At 63.6% G+C, this 22,044-nt stretch carries 19 protein-coding genes and 1 pseudogene; 1 reads left to right on the top strand and 19 read right to left on the bottom strand.

Annotation, left to right across the window (positions count from 1 at the left end; translation table 11 throughout):
* Window positions 1-103 precede the first annotated feature (103 nt).
* The 11 genes from IP83_RS01630 to IP83_RS19430 all read right to left on the bottom strand — a co-directional run bounded on the left by IP83_RS01630 (window position 104) and on the right by IP83_RS19430 (window position 13,442).
* Entirely contained in the window at window positions 104-1,072 is a 969-nt protein-coding gene (locus tag IP83_RS01630; RefSeq protein ID WP_082364413.1) for a glycosyltransferase family 2 protein, read from the bottom strand.
* Window positions 1,015-2,253, bottom strand: coding sequence for a polysaccharide pyruvyl transferase family protein (locus tag IP83_RS01625; protein WP_054120465.1), 1,239 nt, complete (start codon window positions 2,251-2,253; stop codon window positions 1,015-1,017). Before IP83_RS01625 ends, IP83_RS01630 begins: the two co-directional genes overlap by 58 nt.
* Complete coding sequence (locus IP83_RS20420) at window positions 2,250-3,278, bottom strand: nitroreductase family protein (RefSeq protein WP_054120464.1); 1,029 nt, start codon at window positions 3,276-3,278, stop codon at window positions 2,250-2,252. The genes IP83_RS01625 and IP83_RS20420 overlap by 4 nt, the downstream gene beginning before the upstream one ends.
* Window positions 3,275-4,852, bottom strand: a complete 1,578-nt coding sequence (locus IP83_RS01615; protein WP_082364412.1) for a lipopolysaccharide biosynthesis protein — start codon at window positions 4,850-4,852, stop codon at window positions 3,275-3,277. The genes IP83_RS20420 and IP83_RS01615 overlap by 4 nt, the downstream gene beginning before the upstream one ends.
* Before the next feature lie 125 nt (window positions 4,853-4,977).
* On the bottom strand, window positions 4,978-7,074 hold the full coding sequence (locus IP83_RS01610; RefSeq protein ID WP_054120462.1) for a hypothetical protein: 2,097 nt from the start codon (window positions 7,072-7,074) through the stop codon (window positions 4,978-4,980).
* A 101-nt stretch (window positions 7,075-7,175) separates the two neighbouring features.
* The gene (locus IP83_RS01605; protein ID WP_156309534.1) at window positions 7,176-8,768 is read right to left on the bottom strand and encodes a hypothetical protein; all 1,593 of its coding nucleotides are present in this window, start codon (window positions 8,766-8,768) and stop codon (window positions 7,176-7,178) included.
* A 53-nt stretch (window positions 8,769-8,821) separates the two neighbouring features.
* Window positions 8,822-9,439, bottom strand: coding sequence for a cytochrome c family protein (locus IP83_RS19435; protein ID WP_197274243.1), 618 nt, complete (start codon window positions 9,437-9,439; stop codon window positions 8,822-8,824).
* Window positions 9,440-9,450: 11 nt separating this feature from the next.
* Window positions 9,451-11,025, bottom strand: coding sequence for an FAD-dependent oxidoreductase (locus IP83_RS01590; protein ID WP_054120458.1), 1,575 nt, complete (start codon window positions 11,023-11,025; stop codon window positions 9,451-9,453).
* The gene (locus IP83_RS01585; RefSeq protein ID WP_156309533.1) at window positions 11,022-11,315 is read right to left on the bottom strand and encodes a hypothetical protein; all 294 of its coding nucleotides are present in this window, start codon (window positions 11,313-11,315) and stop codon (window positions 11,022-11,024) included. The genes IP83_RS01590 and IP83_RS01585 overlap by 4 nt, the downstream gene beginning before the upstream one ends.
* Before the next feature lie 325 nt (window positions 11,316-11,640).
* Window positions 11,641-12,408: an IS5 family transposase gene (locus IP83_RS01580; RefSeq protein ID WP_082364415.1), complete on the bottom strand. Its 768-nt coding sequence runs from the start codon at window positions 12,406-12,408 to the stop codon at window positions 11,641-11,643.
* Between the two features lie 87 nt (window positions 12,409-12,495).
* Window positions 12,496-13,442 (bottom strand): IS630 family transposase gene (locus IP83_RS19430; RefSeq protein WP_156309532.1). Its coding sequence is split into 2 segments (ribosomal slippage): window positions 12,496-13,097 and window positions 13,097-13,442, totalling 948 coding nucleotides; the frame shifts between segments, so codons are not numbered across the junction.
* Window positions 13,443-13,628: 186 nt separating this feature from the next.
* Here IP83_RS19430 and IP83_RS01565 point away from each other — a divergent pair.
* A pseudogene (locus IP83_RS01565) lies at window positions 13,629-14,710 on the top strand (IS5 family transposase).
* A 184-nt stretch (window positions 14,711-14,894) separates the two neighbouring features.
* Here IP83_RS01565 and IP83_RS01560 read toward each other — a convergent pair.
* The 8 genes from IP83_RS01560 to IP83_RS01525 all read right to left on the bottom strand — a co-directional run bounded on the left by IP83_RS01560 (window position 14,895) and on the right by IP83_RS01525 (window position 21,849).
* Window positions 14,895-15,842: an aldo/keto reductase gene (locus IP83_RS01560; RefSeq protein ID WP_082364411.1), complete on the bottom strand. Its 948-nt coding sequence runs from the start codon at window positions 15,840-15,842 to the stop codon at window positions 14,895-14,897.
* Window positions 15,839-17,506, bottom strand: coding sequence for an FAD-dependent oxidoreductase (locus tag IP83_RS01555; RefSeq protein ID WP_054120453.1), 1,668 nt, complete (start codon window positions 17,504-17,506; stop codon window positions 15,839-15,841). Before IP83_RS01555 ends, IP83_RS01560 begins: the two co-directional genes overlap by 4 nt.
* A 4-nt stretch (window positions 17,507-17,510) precedes the next feature.
* Window positions 17,511-18,554 carry a glycosyltransferase family 4 protein gene (locus tag IP83_RS01550; protein ID WP_197274242.1) on the bottom strand — a complete coding sequence of 348 codons (1,044 nt, stop codon included), beginning with the start codon at window positions 18,552-18,554 and terminating at the stop codon, window positions 17,511-17,513.
* Between the two features lie 95 nt (window positions 18,555-18,649).
* The gene (locus IP83_RS19425; RefSeq protein WP_197274241.1) at window positions 18,650-19,276 is read right to left on the bottom strand and encodes a WecB/TagA/CpsF family glycosyltransferase; all 627 of its coding nucleotides are present in this window, start codon (window positions 19,274-19,276) and stop codon (window positions 18,650-18,652) included.
* 657 nt (window positions 19,277-19,933) lie between these two features.
* On the bottom strand, window positions 19,934-20,176 hold the full coding sequence (locus IP83_RS01540; protein ID WP_156309531.1) for a hypothetical protein: 243 nt from the start codon (window positions 20,174-20,176) through the stop codon (window positions 19,934-19,936).
* A gap of 259 nt (window positions 20,177-20,435) precedes the next feature.
* Complete coding sequence (locus tag IP83_RS01535; protein WP_156309530.1) at window positions 20,436-20,624, bottom strand: hypothetical protein; 189 nt, start codon at window positions 20,622-20,624, stop codon at window positions 20,436-20,438.
* A 237-nt stretch (window positions 20,625-20,861) separates the two neighbouring features.
* Entirely contained in the window at window positions 20,862-21,137 is a 276-nt protein-coding gene (locus IP83_RS01530) for a hypothetical protein (RefSeq protein ID WP_156309529.1), read from the bottom strand.
* Between the two features lie 262 nt (window positions 21,138-21,399).
* Window positions 21,400-21,849: a hypothetical protein gene (locus IP83_RS01525; protein WP_054120447.1), complete on the bottom strand. Its 450-nt coding sequence runs from the start codon at window positions 21,847-21,849 to the stop codon at window positions 21,400-21,402.
* Window positions 21,850-22,044 lie beyond the last annotated feature (195 nt).

Genomic DNA, 22,044 nt, shown 5'->3' with positions numbered 1-22,044 from the left:
CAGCAATTGGCCTGCGCAACACCCCAAAATCAAGCGGTTCTTCGAAGTGTCCAGCTCGCCGCAATGCCGCGCAGCGCCTGAAGATGATGGATCCTGCCCCCGCTCATACCCCGGTCCCCCATCCCGCCAGCCTTGCCCGCAGCCGCCCGTAGACCGCGCCCGGCAGCGCGATCTTCATCGCCAGCAGCACCGCGTCGCGCGGAGGCAGGGCGCGTGCCGCCAGCGCCCGCACAAACACCCCCAGCGCCGCCAGCGGCCGCGCGCGAAACAGCGCCGGCCCCAGGAACCGCACCTCGAAGGCCAGCGCCGCGCGCCGCCCCAGCGCCGCTCGCCCCACCGCCAGGAAGGCCTCGCCCTTGGGCAGGTCGTCCTCGCGCGTCAGGCGGTCAGGGCGGCTGTCGTTGAACCAGGTCACCAGCGTCTCGGGCACCAACACGTATTCTAGCCCCGCGTTCCCGGCCTCGATGAAGAACAGGTGGTCCTCGAACTGGCGCAGGCTTTCGGCAAAGCCGATCCGCGCCGCCGCCTCCCGCGCCAGGAACAGCGAGCTCGACTGCGCGAAGCCGTGGTCCAGGTAGAGGAATTCGCCGAACGACTCGCCCGGCCGCACCGCGCGTTCGGGCAGCAGCCGCTCGCGCCCGCCGTCCTCCACCGCGCGGGTGCGCGTGGCGCAGATCACCGCGTCGGGATCGGGCCGCGCCAGTACCGCCGCCACCTGTGCCGCCAGTTTCTCCGGCTCCCAGTGGTCATCGGAATCCAAGAACGCCACGAAGCGCCCGCGCGCCTCGGCCACGCCCCGGTTGCGCGCCGCGCCCGGCCCGCGGTTCACCGCCTGGCGAAACACCCGCGCCTGCGGAAAGGACGCCAGGATTGCCTCGGTGGGATCGGTGGGCGAACAATCGTCCACCACCACCACTTCCCAGTCGGTGAAGGTCTGCCGCGCCACCGAACCCAGCGTTTCGATCAGCCGCGCCACCCGGTTGTGGTGCGGGATCACGATCGAGACCAGCGGGCTCACGCCCCGGCGGCCTCGAACAGCGGGTCGGCGGCGGTGCGGCCGCGATCGCGCCACACCGGCATTTTCTCGGCGATGATCGCGCGCAAGTCCGCCTCCTGCGCAAACAGGCGGTCCAGCGCGGCGTTCAGCGTGTTGAACGAGACCTTGGGCGTAGGCAGCACCACCTCGCGCTCGCCGAACAGGTCGCGATTGATGCCCACCGCCTTCACGCTGTAGGCGATCGAGATCGTGGGCACCCCCTGCGAGATCGCGCCGATCGTGGCATGGGTGCGCGCGCCGATGAAGAACCGGCAGCGCGACAGCGAATGCTTGAGCTGCGCTGCGTTGAGATCGGATGGCAGGATCGCCATTTTGTCGGCGGGCAGCGTGGCGGCCTGCATCAGCCCCTTCATGTAGATCCCGTCGCTGTTCCAGGCCGATCCGTCATAGGGGTCGACATGCGGCACCAGCAGCACCGGCATTCCGCGTTCCAGCGCGGCGTGGCGCAGGAAGCGCACGATCTCGGCATCGAAGGCGGCACGCGCGGCCTCGTCCTTCAGGAACGTGCGCACCAGCGGGCTGACGTTGAAACCCAGCACGCCCTCGGGCGCGGCGGCGAACAGCGCATCGGCTGCGCCGTGTGGCTCGGGCTTCATGTGGAAGGCCGGGTCCGCCACGAAGCGCACGTTGGGCACGCCCAGCTTCGTCAGGTAGCCGAAGGTCGCGCTCTCGCGCACCGAAACCGAAGTGTAGCAGCGCGACAGGTGGCGGGCCATCAGCCGCTCCACGCGCGGATTGGCGGTGAACGGCCCCACCGATGCGCCCCACAGGTGCACCAGCTTGCCCAGCTTACGCGCCCACTCGGCCATGCCCACCCAGAAGAACAGCGAGGGCAGGCCGTATTCCAGCGAGATGATGTCGCCCCCGGTGACGATCACCTGGTCGGCCTCGCGCAGCGCGGCCATGGTTTCGGCATCGGGGCGGAACGGCGGATAGCCCAGCGAGACCAGCGCGGGCACCTTCTGCACGATGCGGTCCCACCAGCCCAGGTGCCGCGCGAACAGCGTCTCGCCCACCAGGCGCACGTGCCGCTCGCCTAGTTGCGGCCAATGCGCGCTGTCCGCCGCGGGCGTGCGCGAGGGCAGCAGGAACCGCGCCTCGGGCGCGCGCTCCTGCACGATCTGCACAATCGAGCGCACCAGCGCCTCGCAGCCACGATTGCCGAAATCCTCATGGCCGAGGAACAGGATCTTCATCGGCCGCTCACGAAGGTAACGACGCTTTCCAGCGAGCGCCGCGGCGATCGCGCCACCACGAAGTCGTCCCGCAATTCGCCGATGGCAATGAACATGATGATCCTTTCCTGGTCTGGAATGCCCGACACGCGATGGAACTCCCTGTCGTTGCCCACCGGTGACGACCAATTGAGGCAACAGCTTCCCAGGCGCTGCGCGTGCAGCCCCATGATGAAGTTCATGGCGAAAAGGCCGCCGTCGATCCAGCCCTGGAAACGCTCCTCGGGTTCCAAGAAGGCCCTGAGGTCGACGGTCACCACCGCCAAGGCGCCCATGGTCTCGCCGAAACCCCGGTTGCCGTTCTGATAGCGCAGCCAGCGATCGCGGGTGGCCGCGTCCTCCACGATATGGATGCGCCCCGCCTGCCGGTTGCACACCGATGGCGCTGTCTGCGCGATACGCACCGCGGCCTCGATCCGGGCGCGATCGATTGGCTTGTCCGCGAACTGGCGGACCGAGAAGCGCGATCCGAAGAACGCTGCGGCGTCGAAATCGGTGGCACTCTCGATAGCAGCCCGCGCGACGTGGCGTACCGCTTCCGCTTCCCGGCCAAGGCCCGCGCTCCGGGCCTTGGCCAGCAAGGGTTCGACCGCGGCCGGGATAGCGCCGCCGCAGGCGCGATTGAAGTCGCGATAGGCCGCCAGCACTTCCAACGCCTCGCCCAGACGCGGCGAGGTCACGCCCGCGCCGATCCGGCAATCGACCATCGCGCACAGGCCCTCGACCGCGTAATGGCCGAAGCCCGGTCGGGGAGCCGGCAGCGCCAAGCCCTTCTCTATCATGTGGTAGTACTTGACTATCTGGGCCATCTGGCCCTCGGGGTCCCATTTTCGGATCGCGGCCGACCAGCGGGCGAATTGCCGATAGTCGTGCCAGCTATAGCCGATGAGCTTGACCGCCGCCTTCAGCCGCCGCCAAGTTGGACGCAGCGCCTGCTTGAGGCTGGCCGCCAACCCGGCGCGCGGCTGCCCCAGCACGGCGGTCATGCCTGCGCCGCGCGAACGGGGCGGCCGCGGACCATGTCTAGGATCTGTCTTGCGTTCATCATGATGAGGATTGCTCCAGGCAAAGCCACGATCGCGCCTATCACCGGCCAGCGCAGCGGCTCCGGGCCGGCCCACAAGGTCATGGCCGCGATGCCGACCAGCCCGCCGGCGAGCACCAGGAAATCCCGGCGCGCGAACAGCCAGAAGCCCATGCGCTGGTGGATCCGCCAGGCGATGATCGGATTGAGCACGATGGCCGAAAGCGTCATCCCCAGGGGCAGCGAGAAGATGTGCAGCCACCGCATGGCGACGAACGGCGTGACCACCACGAAAAGGAAGGAGCAGAACATGATGGCGATGCTGAAATTGGCCGCGCCGCTCATGCGCAGTATCGCATCGCCGCCCGCGAAGAAGGCGCGCGCGAACGATGGTGCCGCCAGCGCCACCAGCAGCGCCAGCGCCGAGGTGAAATCGCCCGCGCCGCGTACGATCCACGGCGCCAACGCCAGGAGCGCGCCGGTCAGGAAGCAGACCGCGATCACCGAGAAATCCCGGCATGTCAGCGCCTCCCTGACCAGTTGGGCCGTGTCGCCCCTGGCGATCAGCATGCCGCAGCGGGGCATGAATTTCTTGAACACGATCTGCTGGAAAAACGGATACATCACCGCGATCCGCCCGGCGATGGCGTAATCGGCAGTCTGGGTCGAGCTGAACAGGTAGCCCACGATCAGCATGTCGATGCCCTGGAGTTGCATCGAAAGCAGCGAATGCCCGATGAACGTGGCGCAGTAATGCAAATCCCAGCGACGGATCGGACGCATGCCCCGGATCGGCGAGCCGAGCAGGCGGAAGAGCACCGCGCAGTAGGGGATCGCCACCGATAGCAGGAACGCCGCCCCCACCGTCCACACCGGCAGGCGCCACACCAGGATGATGCCCAGGAGCACGAGCCGCAGCAGGTTGGGCCACAGCTCGGCCAGCGCGATCGAGCGGTTGATCCACTGGCGCCCGTCATAAGCGCCGGTGGCGGTGTAGATCAGGGTATAGATCAGCCCGAACGGCGCGAGATACAACAGCCAGTCGGCCAGCCCCGGCTTGCCGAACAGCGCGGCGATATCGGCACGGAACGGCAGCAGAAAGATTTCCAGCGCCAGCACCGCGATCCCGGCCAGCGCCGCGAACGTACGGTGCGCGGGGATCTCGGTGGCATCCACCGGATCGCGCGAGACGTGGTAGAGCAGGCCCGACATGCACCCGGTGCCCACGCCGTAGGAAATGATGCGATAGGCGGCGAAGGCGGTCATCATGTCGCCGAAATCGGCCTTGGTCATGATCCGGGCCAGAACGAACAGCGCGCCGAGCTGCGCGACGAGGCTCCCGACGCGTGACCCGACCCCGAAGGTCGCTACCGCCAGGTAGCCTCGCATGGCTCCGTTGAGATTGCTCAGTTTCACGGTCGATCCTGATGTGCTGGCGCAGATCCAAGCCCTTCGGGTGCTGCCGTATCCGGCACGAAAGAGGTATAAGTTTTTTCGTAAAAAATCGGATACTCCCACCTTGCTGTGCTGCAGCATATGACCGAGTTCGGCCTAAGTGTCGAGAGTTGTAGAATGGGGAAATGCCGTTGGCCAACTGATCCCGCAGGGAGCAGGGAAGCCGGATCGGCCTCGGGCGATCGTGCCGTCGTGCCGCATCAGCGCTACAGTTCTACCTCGCGCCTGATGCTCAAGAGGTAGAAGGTCGTGGCCCCGCCATCGGGCGTGCGGGTATCGAGCGAAACCGTCACCTTGCCATCGTCATCTTGCACCGCCTGCGTGGTGACCGGGCTGCCGTCGAGATGCAGCGGAGCCAGTTGCCAGCGGGTGTTGGCCCGCGTCGTGAGCCGCAGCTCGGCCTGCATCCGGCGCAGCGTCACCGGCAGGCCGCCCGCGTGCACCACCCGGCGCGCCGCCTGGTCGATCTCCATGCCGCTGTTGTGCGCGTCGGATACCATCATAAGCAGGATCCGGCCACTCTCGCCCAGCGCTTTCCCGTCGAGCGCGCTGGCCGCGACGATGCCCGGTGCATCGCTTGCCACTACGGTCAGTGGACCGAGCGCCAGAGGCTGACTAATGGCATTGCCTGCCGTGGCGGCGGTGAAGCGCGTGACCACGTTGATGCGCAGGCCGGGCATATCCAGCGTGACGGTGCCGTCCGGGCTGTGCCAGCGGCCCGCGCGCGCCTCGCGCGCCATGTCGGCCGAAATCGCCTTCTGCGCCATAAGCTGGTCGATCAGCCGGCCCTGGAACCCTGTCAGGGCCGATTGGGCGGCCCCCGGCGCCGTGTCCGCCAGCGGAACCGATACCGCCGGCGCGCCGGCGGGCCGGGCTGGGCCGATGCCGATCCGCACCAGCCAGCCCAGCATGCCCGTGTCCGCGCCCACCGTGGCCAGCGGCGGTGCCCGCAGCAAGGCACCTTCGTCGGGCTGGAGTATCAGCGCGCCGGGCGCCGGTGCGATCTCGCGGCGCAGCCGGATCAGCGCGGTCAGCGTCTCGCCTACCCGGCGCACCGGGTCCAGCCCCACCGAATCGGTATGGATGCCGTCCTTGCGCACGCCCACCCCGTCATAGGCCAGCATGATCGGGCCATCGGCATGCTGGCAGACCGCGTCCCAGCCCTGGATCGCAGCGAAGACTGGCACCAGCAGGCCGCTTTCGAAGCGGCGCGGGCTGGGGAAGAAATCGCCGTGCTCGCTCACCGTAAACGGCTTGCCGAACACGCGCGTCGAGCCGATCACCTGCAGGTAGCGCCCCCCGGTGGCCAGGCTGGAAGGCGCCGTGAACGCGCCGTTCGGGCCGGGATTCTCGTTCTGCGCGTAGCCGTGCATGTCGATGAAATCGAGGTTCTGGCGCAGCGGCACCTGGTTCAGCATCGGCCAGTTGTCGAAGCTGGTGACCGACCCGGCGTATCCGGCGTTGCGCACCGTGAAGGTCATGCGCCGGGTTGCGTCGCGCTGCAGGTAAGTCAGCCAGGCCTGGAAGCGGGCCATATCTGGTCCGGCCTGTCCCACGCTCGCCGGCGGGGGCAGGGTGTGCGCGCCGGGAAAATGCGCATTCTGCCAGGCCGCGAAGCCATCGGCCAGGCCGGGCAGGAACGGCGCGCGTGCGCCGCCTCCGGCCACGAACGAGCGGTAGTCCAGGCTCGGTTCATTGACGAGGATCAGCCCCAGCGTGCCCGGATCGTGCGCCAGCGATTGCCTAGTATAGGGATTGGGCGTGGTCAGCAGCCAGTTCGCCCATCGCTGCCAGTGCGCGAAGGCCGCCGGTTCAACGAAGACCCGCCAGTTCATGCCCAGTTTTCTGGCCCAGCGATGCGGCCCCACGTTGCCAATAGCGGCGTTGGGCGAGCTCATCACGTCGAGCAGCCAGCTTATGCCGTTGCGTGATAAGGCGGCAACGAAATACTGGAAGCGATCGAGTTGCTCGGGATCGACGGCGAAATCCCTTTTCGCCCCTTGCATCAGCAGCGCGTCCACGTAATGGAAGCGCACAAGGTTGTAGCCGTGCCGACGCAGTTGCAGGGCGTAGCGGTCGGCCGCTTCGTGATCGGGAAAGCCGCTGCCCGCCGTGGGCGAGAAGCCCGGCGCGAGCGATGCGCAGTTCAATGTGGCAGGATTGCCACTTTGCACGAAGCGATCGCCCTTGATCAGCAATGGACGATCATCGGCCGCGGGCGTCAGCGCGCCCAGATCGAGCGGACTATCTGCGACGATTTCCAACGAGCGGTCGGTGACGGTGACCCATTCCGGGCTCGCCAACGCCGCAGTAGGCGGCAGACTGGCCGATGCCAATGCAATGATTGGCAACGAGACTGCAGCGATTACGACAAGTTCCAGAACGCGGGGTTTGCGATATGATTTCATACGCGAACCAGAGTCAATCTTTGGCGCACCATTTCCCGGTCTTCGAACTGGGAGCGGCAGAGCAGGTACCACAGGATCGAACCGTAGATGCAATTAGATTGAAGTGTGAAGAAATTGGCGGGAACCACTTGGATGAGGCTGGTGGCTACATAGCACCCGAGAATGTGCATTTCGGGTGCACGCGGGTGGCCGGAGTATCCCAAACGGAAGAAGCCGGCAATAAGATATATTGTCATAAGCAGGGTAAGCGCCAAACCAAATATGCCGTACTGAAATAATGAAGCATAGATGCCAAGATCATTCAGATTGAAGGCCTGTTGGACGACATCTGAAATCATATTATGCATCTCTGGACTGGTCGACATGTGTCCGATGCCGAAATAATCGCTTCGCTCGAACCATTGCTGGTAATATGTAAACGAATTGACGCGGATCGAAACGTTATTGGTTTCGGCGTATGTTTCCCAGTCATTCTCCAGCATCGGTGCAATAAATTTCTGCAGCGCCAGCCATGCCCCCGGAATGCCTACCACCAGGCCCATTGCATAGAGGACGAGGCGACGACTGGCCCTCAGTCGAGCGGTAGAAACGAAGAGCGCGGTCGATAGAAGGGGGACGATAATAGCGAAGCGGCTTTCGAATGTTGCGAACACCGGAAAGCCGATCGCAACCAGCAAGGCAGTATAGAAAACGTATCCCCAAACCGGCTTTTTACGAGTCAGCAAGTTGGCCAGCACGACGACGACTGCGATCACGCAAGCGTTCTTGAGGAATACTAAGCGTTCTGTATTGCCGAATTCACCGAAGACGGACATGCGACGCATCTGTCGCAAGGAAGCTAGGCCGAACGTGGAATCGAGTACGATGATCACCGAAACAAACAGGGCGCTGAAAATGAATCCCCAGATCACATCTCCCGTCGATATCCCGAGGTTCCGGAAGGCATAGAAGGTCAGAGCCGGCAACAACATGTAAAATGATGGTGCAAAGTTCTTAAATCCAAAATCAAATATTATGACATTGGAGATAAATGAAATAAAGAACATCATAGAAAGAAGAATAAAAGGTGCTAGGCCGGAAAAATCTACAATTTTGAAGTTGCGATTGCGGCGAAACTGCGGGATAATCAGGCACACCGCGATTATTCCTGCACTCATCAGCCGGCCGATCGTGAAGCTTTCCATGCCGATCAGCAGTGCCGGGACACCGGAGTCGATAATGAGCAAGCCGGCCACCGTCAGAATACCTGACCAAGTGGTTTTGTCAGGTTTCCGGAACACGATGCCGGTTGTGGTCCGGGCGGGTCGCGTCGGCGCGATGCGTTCTTGCAAGAAGCTGCCTTCGCCGAAGTTGGCCCCGGGATCAACCTGGTCTGAATATTTTGTCAGAGATTCAGGCGGCAAGCTCATAATCAAAACCTCTGAAGCAGCCCGCAAGTTTTGACGTTCGCGCCCGGTGCCTGCCTGCACCGTGGCGACCAAAATATACACCCGTCCGCGAGAGTGTGGCATGTGCCCGGTTTTTTGCGCCGCACAATCAGCTTGGCCGGTGGACAGAAATTTACTGGCGCAGGCAAGACGCGGCCGCATCGACTATTACGAATTCCGGGAATCCCGCGACTCGGATTAAACTTTATCATAGGCTATTCGCCAGCCTGCCGATATTGCAGGTAGGCCACTAGGGACTTGGCATCTTCCGGACCAAGCGGCGTTATCGCCATCCGCCCTTCAGGATACATGTTGAGTGGCCCCATGAGATAGCTTTGGATGCGTTCCGGAGTCCAGGTTTGCGATTGGTCCCGCTTGATCGCTTCGGAATAGGCATATCCCGCCTTGCTGGCCACGTGCCGTCCGATCACGCCGCGCAGGCCAGGCCCGACCATATTTTCGGCGCTGATCACATGACATGCGGAACACACGCGCTCGAAGATTTCTTCACCCCTGGCCACTTCTGCCGTCTTCGGCGCGCCACCCGATCTCTCGGCGCCACTGCCGGAGCAACCTGCCGCCAGCAATACCACACCCAGTGCCAATGCCACTTTTGTTTTCGTCACGCCCGCGCCTTTCTTCTGGCCCGCACCACTGCCACCACCGCCGCCAGCGAGGCGAGCAGGCAAAGGGCGAAGCCCGGGCCAGCCATGAACAACCAGAAGACCAACTGACCTGCAATCCAGATGATCGATATCAGCCCTGCGGCGAAGCGTGATGCTCGCCCGTAATGCAAGCCCAGAGGCGGCATCAGGAAAGCCAAGATGCACCACAAAATGCCCATTTATGCGGCCGCCGACTGGGTGGCCAAGTGATCGGCCAGCCTGTGCGTCATCGCCACGATCATCATGGTCGGCCCCGAATAACCGCCACTCGGAAATACGCTGGAGCCTGCGACCCAAAGGTTGTCGACTCCGTGGACCTTTTGGTTGCGATCGACCACGCCTTGCGCGGGATCATCTGACATCCGGGTGGTTCCCATGTGATGATAATGGCCTTTTACGCGGTCGCGCAGCAGATCCATCGTGATGGGCTCCAGTTGGAACCTGCCCATACCCAATGCGCTCAATTCATGGGCGACAGTGTCCTGTCCGGTCGCGAAGGTTTTCACGTCGAGATCCGTGAAGTCCCAATGCAGGCGCACCAGTCGCTGGCCCAGCTTGTCTCGCTTGTCAGCCAACGTCACCCGTGAGTCGGGGTTGGGTGCCTGATCCGTGCGATGCTCCAGCATGTAGTAAAGCGGCTGCACATAACGATGCATGTCTCTTACGACATACTTGGCGAAGGCTCCTCGAGGATCGCCCAGAGCGGTCACCACGTCCCTGAAGAGGCCCTGCGACGCGGGCTGGAACAGCCGGTTGGGGAGCCTGGAAACCGCACGCGACACCTCCTCCTCGGCATAGACAGGCATGAAACGGCAGTAATAGCTCAGGATTCCGCGCTCACGCATCAATTTTTCGGATATCGACAGGTTGGCGTTGAGCCGGAAATTGCCCAGATACTGGAAATCGTACAACGCGGGAAAGCGATCGCTGGGGATCATGCGCGAAGCTTGGAACTGCGGATGTTCCATGAAGTTGCGGCCGACCTGGTCGGCGCCATTCCCGATTCCGCCCGGAGAACGATCATCCGACTCCAGAAGCAGCCTGGCGTTCTCGATGGCGTGAGCGGCAAGGACGAAACGGCGGGCCACGATCCGCACCGTCTTGCCACCCAAAGTTCGCGCTTCCGCGGCTACAACACGGCGCCCATGCTGATCCAACACCAGCTTTACGACATTCAGATTCTCTACAGGACGGATATAGGGATTGGCCGCGATGTCCGGACGAAAACGAGGGCCGAACCGGATGTTACGGGCGAGCTGGAAATTCTTGGTAACCAGCGCAGTCGATTGCTTTTCCAACAGTTGGCTGGTGTCGAACCCTGCGCGGCGCAATTGTGCCGCAGGATCAAAAAAGTCGGTGTCGATTTCAAGGGTCTTGGTGGCGCGGGCAATAAAGGGAGCAAGTTCCTGCCCGTTCACGGGCCAACCCGGGAGGCCCAGTTGCAACCGTGGCTGGTAATCGATGGGATCGTTGGCGCGGCAATAGCCGCTCCAATGATTGCTGCTGCCCCCCCAATAGCGCAGGCGGCAAGAAGCAAGATCGTAATAGGGAACGCCAGTCTGCTCGCCAACGTACAGGTTCTGGGTCTGCCCTTCGATGGACTCCGCCCCTGCTTCCACCAGCAGCACGTGCTGCTTGCGGGCAGCCAGATCCATGGCAAGCGTTATGCCGGCCGCTCCCGCACCGACAATGCAGGTATCCGCATCGAGGACAGGTCCGAGTTCCGCACGCTCCGCATCGACGAACGTTGTCACTTGACGGAGCCCTCCAGCGCGTGGCGAAGGCACCAGGCTGCCTCGATCTCGGAAAGCAACAGCCCATCTGCAGTCAAGGTGCGGCGCATGCGAAATTCCGCTGCCGCCATCCCGCGCATCGTGCAGGCATCCAATCCCCGGAGACGCCCGGCATTGGCCGCAAGCAGCGCCCTGGTCGCATTCAGCCCATGCTCTTCGATCAGGGCTTCGCCCACACGGCGCGCGGCCATATCCGAGGCGCAAGCCACTTTGTTCAAACTCAATGCCGGCACGGCAAGCGCGAGCGCCAAAACGTGCCGCCGTGTTGTGGGTAAGCCAGCCACCTAACTACTCCATCTCACCGCCGACGAGAACCGCTCTAGTTTCGAACAAACAGCGACCTCGCCCACGGAGCCAAGCGAATTCCAGCATATTCAAGTGCTGATGGTACGTCTACGGCGGCGACGCCGGAGCGGTCAATACCTTGCTGCAATGCAGCGATCGGCCGAACACCGCGATTTCGGAGCATTACTGCGTTGGCGAGGCTGCGGCATCGTCACGACCAGATCCTCACGACCGAGACCCGAAAGCCGCCGGTTCGAGGCAAAGAGGGCAGACAATGGTGAGCCGAGCCGACTAGGCCGTGGACTCATAATGGCGCAATCGTAGCCTGATGCAGGCGAGTTTGGTCATTGCGAGGAACGACGAACCGAGCTTGTCATAATGTGTGGCAATGCGGCGGTAGTATTTGATTTTGTTGAAGAACCGCTCAATGAGGTTGCGCTGGCGGTAGAGCCAGGGTGAGAAGCAGATGGGGTCTCGCCGGTTTCGCTTTGGCGGGATGTTGGCCCAGCCACCACCGCCTGCAACCATGGCGCGCAGCCAGTCAGCATCATAGGCCCGGTCGGCAAGCACCATCTGGCCGTGGCGGATATCGGTGAGTAGTTCTGCGGCGGCCCTGATGTCGTGGGCCTGGCCGGGCGTGATGACGATCTTCACCGGCAGGCCATCGGCATCGGTCAGAGCATGGATTTTCGTAGTAAGACCGCCCCGGCTTCGTCCAAGACATCGACCCGGGTGGCTTTGTTTAAAAGTGGCAGCGGCATGATGGACGCGCACGCTGGTGCCATCGATCATCCGGACATCACAGCCATAAGCATCTGTAATCGCGTCCAAGATCCGGTCCCACGCACCGGCCTTGGTCCAGCTTCGGAACCGATTGTAGCCGGTGGTGTAGGGCCCATAGCGTTCCGGCAGGCCGCGCCAGGGCGAGTCCGAGCGTAGCACCCAGAAGATGCCGTTCAGCACTCGCCGGTCGTCAACCCGCGCCACACCGCGCGGCTTGTTGGGTAGCAGCGGCGCAATCACCCGCCACTCAAACTCGGTCAGATCGTAGCGGCTCACCAAAGGCTTCCTTCCGGAAACCTTGAATCAGAACCTCGCCACCTTGGGAATCCCATTTATGGGTATGCGGCCTAGAGCGTTTTCCGATCATGTTGGATCGTAACCGCATGAGCTGAAGTAGTTGGCGCATTCGTTTGGCAGGAAGATGTCAACGAGCTTGCCGATGAGGTTCCATAGGCCGCTGACGGTGCGCTCGCCGATTTTCCGCAGCGTGGCCTTGAGGCGGGAGAACGCCTTCTCGATCGGGTTGAAGTCGGGGCTGTAGGGCGTGAGGAAGCGCAGTGTTGCTCCTGCCGCCTCGATCCGGTCGCGGACTGCGGGGCGCTTGTGGCTCGACAGATTGTCCATGATGACGACATCGCCGGGTCGCAGTTCGGGCACGAGAACCTGCGCCACGTAGGCTTCGAACCAGTCGCCGTTGATCGGCCCGTCCAGCACCATCGGGGCGATCATGTCCGTCATGCGCAGGCCTGCAACCAGCGTGGCGGTCTTGCGATGACCATGCGGGAAGCCCATCCGCAAGCGTTCGCCTTTGGCACAGCGGCCATGGCTGCGGGTCATGTTGGTGGCGGTCCACGTTTCGTCGATGAAGACCAGGCGCTCGGGTTCCAGATCGATCTGGCCATCGAACCAATGGTGACGCTGCCTCAGGACGTCGGGACGGTCCTGCTCGACAGCGTGGCCAGTCTTTTTTTGCGCGTCATACCCCGGCGCACGAAGAAGCGATGCAGCTCGGCAACCGAGACAGTCAGGCCAACCTGGGCCAAGGCGATGCGCAACTCCTCCAGCGAGATGTCCTTGCGCGCCTCCCAAAGTGCCAGAATATCGGCAGATCGCGCCTCCACCTGGCGCGAGCGCATGTCGCCGCCTTGAGGCCTCGAAGCAAAGTCGCCCGTCGCACGTCGCTGCGTATGCCACCGGATCGCTGTCGAAGGGGCGACGCCAAACCGCGCCGCCGCCGCTCGGCAACTCAGCCCGCCGTCAACCGCGGCCAGAAGCCGGACCCGCAAATCCATCGAAAGACCGTGACCCATCCATGCCGGCCTCCTTCACCAGCACGGATTCTGAATCAGAATTCTCTGCCGACGGGAATCCCATGCCGATTCAAAGCGGTCGAAAGCCGCTCTAGCCGGTCACGCCAACAGTTGGACACCTCGAAAACCGGTGGCGCCTGGCGGCTTAGGCTGATTCACTTCCCTTGCGTGGCATTGGAGGCGATGATGGCGGGACAGCCTGGTTTCTTCGATCTTTCGGACCAGTACGAAGCGCTGAGCGCGGCGGGTGATCCGCTGGAGCGCTTGGCCGCCGTAGCGATTTCGCGGTTTTCCGCGGACCGTTGGTGGAAGCGCTCCGGCGCAGCGCCCGTGGCAAGGGCGGTCGCCCGCCGTTCGACCCGGTGCTGATGTTCAAGATCCAGGTGTTGCAGGCGCTCTATTCGCTGTCGGACGAGGCCACCGAGTTCCAGATCAAGGACCGCTTGTCGTTCCGGCGGTTCCTGGGGCTGGGTCTCGACGGCACGGTCCCGGATGCGACGACGGTGTGGCTGTTCCGCGAGCGCCTGGTGAAGGCCAAGGCCATCGACAAACTCTTCGCCTGCTTTGATGCCGTGCTGAAGGATCGGGGCTATTTCGCCATGGGCGGGCAGATTATCAACGCCACGGTGGTGCCGGCCCCCAAGCAGCGCAACACCGAGGCGGAAAAGACCGCGATCAAGGAAGGCCGCGTACCCGAGGACTGGAAGCCGGCCAAGGCGCGGCAAAAGGACCGCGATGCGCGCTGGTCGATCAAGTACAGCAAGGCCAAGGTCCGCGAGGGCGCCGATCCCAGGGCGGCAAAACCCGTCGATCTCGCCATCCCGATGTTCGGCTACAAGAACCACATCGGCATCGACCGGACGCACGGGCTGATCCGCACCTGGGGCGCCACCGCCGCCAACGCCCATGACGGCGCGCGGCTGCCGGACTTGGTGAGCAAGGGAAACACCGCGTCGGGTGTCTGGGCCGACACGGCCTATCGGTCCAAGAAGAACGAGGCGTTCCTGGCGGCCGGCAAGTTCAAGAGCCACATCCACCAGCGCCGCAAGCCGAGGCGGCCGATGCCGGAACGCTCCGCCAGGGCCAACACCCGCCGATCCAAAATCCGCGCCCAGGTCGAGCACGTGTTCGCCGCGCAGAAACATCGGGTGAGGTTGGTCGTGCGCACCATAGGAATCGCTCGTGCCACCATCAAGATCGGCATGGCCAACCTCGTCTACAATCTCCAGCGCCTCGCCTGGCTCGAGGGGCGAACTGCGCCTGCCTGAGGCCGAAACGGCCCCAAGCGGCACCGAACACATCGAAATCACGGAACATAACCCGGTAACATGACGCTCTTTGTGCGACCGCCAGCATCACATCAGCCCGATCAAGCCAAAATCAGGCAGTTCTTCGAGGTGTTCAGTTTCCAGACAGGCGGGCAACCGCCCGTCGAACCATCCCGTCGAGCCGTCAGGTTCGCGGATCCCTATCGAGCATCGCCGGATCAAGCAGGGCGGCCGCCAGGTTGTCGGCCAGGTTGTCGAGGCGGGCCAGCGAGGCCAGCACCACGCCGTCGGGATTGCTGGCCAGCGCGCGCCACAGCAGCAGGCGGTGCACCTGGTCGGCGCCCTGCACGGCGGCGGCCAGCGCCGGATCGGATTGCAGCCGGCTGTGCGCCTGCGCCTGCGCGGCGGCATTGCCGAACACTGAATGGCTGATCAGGCCGATCGGCGCGGTGGCCTGCGCGCGAATCGCGTCGATCGCGGAATGGTCTGGGCTATCGGCCATCTGCACCACCTGGTAGGCGCCCGTCGCGGCGGCCGCCAATCCCGCCTCGTGACTGCCGGCCACGCCCAGGTGGCGCGCCTTGCCGGCCTTGCGCAGGCTTTCCAGCGTCTGCAGCACATCGTCGCGCACCACCTCGGCAGGCGTGGGTTCGTGCAGCAGGAACAGGTCGACTTGGTCGGTTCCCAGCGCTTTTAACGAAGTCTCCAGCGTCTGCACGATGAAATCGGGGCTCAGCGCCAGTTTGTCGTTGACGATGCCGCCTCCCGGCTTGCCGTTACCACCCGTGCCGCCGCCACCATTGCGCAGCTTTTTGAGAGTGGCCACCACCGGCCGCGCCAGCGGCAGGGCAATCCGCTTGGCCAGACCCATGCGCGGCGCGCGCAGCCCTACCTTGGTGGCCACCTGCACGGCATCGCGGCGCCCTTTCAGGAAGCGCCCCAGGATCGCCTCGGCTTGGCCCGCGCCATAGGCCGGGGCCACGTCGAACCAGGTCACGCCCGCGTCCAGCGCGCGCTCCAGCGCCCTGATCGACTGGCCCGGCGAATAGCGTGAGCCCAGCGGCGCGCAGCCCATGCCTAGTGCCGAAGTTTCCAGGTCAGTTCCGGTCAGGTGGATTCGCCGCACGGTCATGCCATTCCTTCATCGTCGTTGCACCGGGCCAAAAGGCTGCTTAGCCGGTCCGCCAGGCGCAAGGCCAGCGCGATCGTCGTCAGGGTCGGGTTGGCCTGGCTCGATGTCGGCAGCACCGCGCTGGTGGCCAGGTGCAGGTTGGGCGCGTCGAAAGTCGCCAGGTTGCCGTCCACCACCGCCTCGCGCCGATTGTCGCCCATGCGCGCCAGCCCGATCTGGTGGGTGCCGTGCGCGGTGATCGCCTTGAGCAGGTCGAGCCGCCCGCCTTGGGGCGCCCGATATTCGACATGCCCGATGCCATGCCGCGCCAACCAGCCTTCCAGCAGCGCGTGCGAGCGCAGGATCGAATCGAAATCCTGGTCGGTAAAGCGCAGGTCGATCCGCAGTTGCGGCAGCCCCAGGCGGTCGACGCTGCCGCGCAGGGTGACCCGGCTGTCGGCATGGGGGGCATGTTCGGCATGGTAGGACAAGCCGAAGCGGCGTTCCTTGTTCCGCACGAAGAAGCCGGGCATCCGCTCGGCGGTGGTGTAGCGCCGCCGCAGGAAATCGGCGATGAAGCCGATCGCCGAAGGCACCCCCGTCAGGATGTTGCGCAAGTGCGGGGCGATCGGCACACCCGAGGTGGGAACGTGGCGGGTGCGGATCGCCTCGGCAGTTAGCAACCGGCCCAGCGGCTTGAACGCAAGCGCCAGGTAGACCGACGACAGGATGGCGTTCTGGTGCCGGGCATCCGCGATCGGCGGAACCACCGGCCAGAACACAGTGTTGAGCAGCTTGTGCTCGCGCTGAGCCGCCTCGGTCAGCGCAATGCGGCGGCGCACGTAAGAGCCGAAGCTGTCCACCTCGAAGCGGAAGCTGTCGACAAGGTCGTCGCGCGCCAGCACGATGTCGGCGATCTCGCCGATCACGTGCCCCATGTAGTGGCGCCCCAGCGGCCCGTCCGGCCCACCGAACCGACTGGCCGCCTCGCACTGCGCCGACAGCAGCAGTCGCGTCGTTTCGAGCCCGCCGGCGGCGATGACGAAATGCCGGGCGCGGATCCGCGCCCGCTCGCCGCTGCGCGGATCGGCCACAGTGATGGCGCGGATGCGGCCATCATCGTGGAACTCCAGCCCGGTGCAGGTAGCGTGCAGGCGGATCTGCAGCAGGGTATCGTTCGCGATCGCGTCGGCGTGGATATGCTGTGCCGCTTGGATATTCACCCAGCGCTCCATCGCGTCGGGATCGAAATCCTGCGCCGCGCCGCCGGTAAGCGGCGTTTCGCAGCGATAGTGCGCGGCCCCGCTGGCGCTGGCCACCGCCGCGCCCGGAATCCAGCGCATAACCTCTTCGTGGGAGATCGGCCAGCGCGCGTCTACCCAGTCGCGCGGTGCGAAATCGATGGGATCATAGGGCACCGAGCGCCCGCCCCACAGGTTCGACGCCCCGCCCAGGCGTCGTGCAGTCGCGGTCATCAGGTCGTCGTGCAGTTCGGGGCGCACCAGTTCGCCGGCGGCCAGCTCCTGGATCTTGCGGTCGGGGCGCTTGCCACCCGATTCCAGCACGAGAACCGGTATGCCGGCCCGCGTCAGGGCCGTGGCGCAAGCCAGCCCTGCCGGACCCGATCCCACTATGCACACCGGATGAACGATATCCGGGAGCTGCTGGATGCCATCGATCAGCATCCGCTCAGCCTCGCGCCCCGCCTGCCGGCAATTCGGGCGTGAGACCCAGACGATCCCCGTAGATCGAGAAGATCGCACGGCGGAAGGCGGGCAACGAGAACGTCGTCTCGTAGTCGCGCCGCCCGGCGTCGCCCAGCGACTGGCGCAGCGCGGGTGTCTCGATCAGCCGATGCATCGCCGCCGCCAGCCCCGGCGCGTCGCCGGGCTGCACGAAGATCGCGTTATCGCCATCGCGCAGGAATTCGGGGATCGCACCCACCGGGGTGCAGATCACCGGCGTCCCCGCGCCGAGCGCCTCGAGGATGACCAGCGGCAGGCCCTCGTGATAGGAAGGAAGCACCATGGCATCGGCACTCGCCAGCGCTTGCGCCACGCCGGCGGCGTCGGCCCAGCCTGCGAATTCCAGGCGGTCGCCCAGCCCCGCGGCCTGCGCGATCTTGCGATAGCCCTCGACATCGCCGCCGCCCAGGAACGTTAGCTTCCAGCGGATGTCGCCCGGCGCCACGAGCTTCGCCGCCTCGACGAGGTCGTCGACCCCCTTGCGGTGAAGCAGGTTGCCGATGAAGAGTAGCCGGATATCGTTGGTCTTGCCCAAATGATCGCGAGGCGCATATTCGGGTACCGGCACCCCGTTCGGCACCACGTCGACGCGATTGGCCGGCACGCCCAGGTCGGAGATCAGCCAGCTTTTCCAGCCATCCCCCAGCACCACGTTGGTGCTGGCGGCGCGGAACGGCACGCCGATCAGCCAGCGGCGCAACCTTCCGCCGTCGATCCATTGCTGGCGCAGCACCACCGCATGGAGATGCAGCAAGACCCGCGCCCCGAGCCACCGCGCCACCACGGTCAGCAGCCCCTTGCGCACCGCGCTGGCATTGTCGCCCAGGTGGACGTGGACCAGAGCCAGTTGCCCGGCCCGCTGCAGACGGGCAATTTTCAATATTGCCTTCAGGGTATTGCCGATGCTCGCAACTAGACCTTTTTCATCTCTTGTCACTATTTCCCGGAAATCAAACAGGCTTTGCTCGTGTCCGTTGAACATGAGCATGTAATCTTTTACCCTGCCCATACCTCCACCAACTTGACCTGAAGGAGCGGCTACGAGCACTGTTTTGCGACATGATCCACCAATTTCCGGTGAAGTCATTCGAAATTCCCTTTCGATATGTCCTTGCGCAGTATGTTCAGAAACTTCGCCCCGCGCACGATGTATCGTTTCCCCAGTCGCTGCGGTTCCTTGAGCAGGCGCCACACCCATTCGAAGCCGATCCGCCGCATGAATTGGGGCGCGCGCATCTCATAGCCCACAAAATAGCCCAGCCCGGCGCCGACGCACAAGGCGTACAGGCCCATCAGGCGGTCCCTGTATTCATCGACCCAGATTTCCGACTTGGGGCATCCCACGCCCATGAAAAGATGGGTCGAGCGCGCGTCCCTGATGCGGGTCGACAGGCTCTCGCCGTATCCGGCGTCGCGTTCGAAACCGAAATCCGGCACTTCGATCTTAAACAGGTCCGGCGAAAACCCCTTGTTGGTCAGGAACTCTTCCAGAAGACCGCCGATCTGGTGATTGGAAACAAGGAAAAACGGCCGGTGCAATGCGGGATCAAGCAGGGGAATCAGAGTGCTGACGAGGTCTGATCCGGTTACTCGCTCGGGAACCTCGATTCCTTTTCTGCGCGCGTAGGCAAAAAATATCCCGCTATCGATGGTGACGCACCAGGCACGGTCATAGGCTTCTCGCAGTTTCTGATTTTCGCTCAGAAGCACGACATGGTCGGCATTGGCCGTGTAGATCGGACGGCAAGGAGCCTGACAATCGACTTGTCCTGTTAATCTCCTGCATAGATCATTCAGTCCTATATTAGTGACGTTTACGCCAATAATTTGACTATTGGAGAGAGGGGTAATCAATCTGCACCTATGACAAGGAGGCGGTCCCTCAGAATCAGTCCTCGGGACTGAAACCATGCCAGGGCGCCGGAGATGTTTCCGCCTAAACTAGCGGTAAAAAGGGAATCGTCCAGCATTTCGGCCATTGGGCTCTGAACCCATCAAATTTGTTCCGGGCGTTCGCGATAGAGGTCTTCAGAGTTTGAACGCGCGCCATCGCAGCAGCGGCACTGGCGGGTGGATCTTCAGGAAGCAAGGCTGACTGAACCAACTGCTCGCCCAGCGACGTCAAATACTCCCGGGAAAAATGGTCCGGCGAAGGTCCTTTTGTCATGCTCGCTGTGAACGCCAATACGACGAGACACGCGCCCACGCTCGCCTGTTTTTGCGCCACCACTCACCTCCTGATTCGCACAAAGCCCCCACGCCAAACCCAAGGGATTGGTTGGGCAGACGGTAATCTCACCGGGGATCAACGCATTCCGGTCCGTTCCGATTCAGTGTTCACAAAATACAGTGATGCGGCTGCGCGATCTACAGTTGATGCATCTTGCAGGACCTCCCGTCATCCTGATCCTTGCGCACCAGAACACCCACACGCCCGGTGATCGTTACCCCTGCCGGAATCTCATCCATAAAGCCCGTGCAGTCCTTCGTCGGCCACAACGCGGCAACCCGTGTAAATTGCGCGCCTTTGCTTTCCCCTGAAATCGACGTCAGGTCGTGTGTCGGTTTGGCAGTTGCCCCCTCCTGTTCTGTTTTGGGTCCGTCAGTCATGATGCTATCGCCGAGCAAGGAACATTGACCGTACAAATCACTGACTTTCCATGAAATTCTTGCAAATGCCCGGTTTGTGTGGCTTGAGCGCCATCATGCTCCGCCGCTTCAAGGAAAATGCGGTGCAGCGGCGCCTAATTTCCTTGACCCAGGTCTGTGCGTGATGCCGATCCAGCGGTGTCGGGACGAAGGGCGTCACCTTCGTCCGCTCCTCGTCCGGCTCTCCTCGCCTGCGGCGCGTCGGACAAAGGGCAATGCGTCATAATCCCTTCTTCGGCCGCGACATACGCCGACGGACCTTGGCGATCGCCTTGGCCTCCGCGATGATGCGCGCCCGCACGGCCTTCGCTTCGGCCAGCTTCGCCGCCCCGAGGGTTGCAACGGCGGCAAGCTTCTGGTCATGAGTAAGGGAAGGATCGCGCATGATCGCCTCGATCTGCACTGCCATGCCGCGCAACACCTCCTTGTAGGCGACCCTTGCGCGGCCAAGCACCTGCGGATCAATCTGGTTGCCCCGGATAGGCCCGCCACCGCACTTCACAGGAACATCCGCTCGGCCGCCACCCCTGCCGCGCCGCCCTCCCTTCTCCTGACCAGTGTCACGCCGATCTGCATCGCCCTCGCCACCTTGCTGCGTCAGCAAAGCCCGAGACCCACTCGAAAAGGAGTATCGCCCGGCGTTCCCTTAAACGCCGCGTTTCCTCCCCTCTCCGCTCTGCCCTGACCTACCGCCGCGAGGCGGGCGATGGGCCCCTACCGTTCCAAACCCGCCCCTTCGGCGCTCCTCCTCCTCGCGCTGGTGCTGTTCGGCAAGCATGACGAGCCAAGCGTCGCCCTTGGCCTGGATGTTGGCCAACGTCGCCGGCGTGTGATTGCGCACGTCCTCGGCATTGAGTGGCCGATCGTGCTCGATGGCGACATGGATGCTGCTGAGCGCCACCGCGGCACGGCGACGAGCCATATTCTCCAGCGCCGGATCGGGGTTCGTTTCGTTTGCTCCGAACGAAAGCAAATCCGCGATAAAATCGCCCAGCTTGGCGAATGTGTTGGCAGCGGCATCGACAACGGCCAGACCGTCCCTGACGCCATCGGCCCCGGCATCTTGCTCCTAGCCTCCCGCCTCAGTATCGGGATCGACGTCGCGGACATCGCTTCGCGGCTGCTTGACCTTGACCCGCGCCGCCCGGAAGTCATCGCACAGATGATGCGCCTCGGTCGCCCTGCTATCGTGTGCCCTCGACATACTCGGATACTCGGCCTGGGTACGATCCCTGCTCCTGGCCCTGCTCGATGCGCTCGCGCTGCATCGTCTGCGCCTCGGTGACGCTGGTCAGGGATTCCCGGTCAACATCGCCCATGAACGCGCGGACCTCGGCCGCCCTCACCTCGTCTAGGCGGCGCGCCAGGCTGTGATAGCCCCCGGCATGGTCGATCACGCAGAAATCGCGACGATCGCCGCGCGCCAAGATATAGCCGCGCTTCTCGATCGCCGATTTGAACGCCTGCTCGTTCTCGGCTTCGCGCCATAGCTCGGTCAGCTCCTCGCGCACCACTTCCCGGCTGATCCCGCTGCGCTGCTCGGCCTCGTACTCCCATTGCTCGGGCGCGCGCAGCCGATCGGCCTCGTGTGACGGGCTCGGCGTCGGCGACAGGTCGATGCTGGGCACCTCCATTTACCGATGGTCAAACCTGACTAGGGATGATTCACTGCTTCTGGGCAGCGGGAGCGTCAGATGCGGCAATCAGGGCTTTTCGGGTTATCGGATCACATGAAACGGCTGTCTTCTGACGGTGATCCGCTTGAGGTTTTGGCCTAATGAGACCTGTTCGCGGTTGGGCGTGGACAGGGTCGTTGATTGCTGATTCTA

This window comes from Novosphingobium sp. AAP93, assembly GCF_001296055.1.
Classification (GTDB): domain Bacteria; phylum Pseudomonadota; class Alphaproteobacteria; order Sphingomonadales; family Sphingomonadaceae; genus Novosphingobium.
Note: the sequence above shows the minus strand (reverse complement) of the source record. Positions and strands in the feature narration are given on the sequence as shown.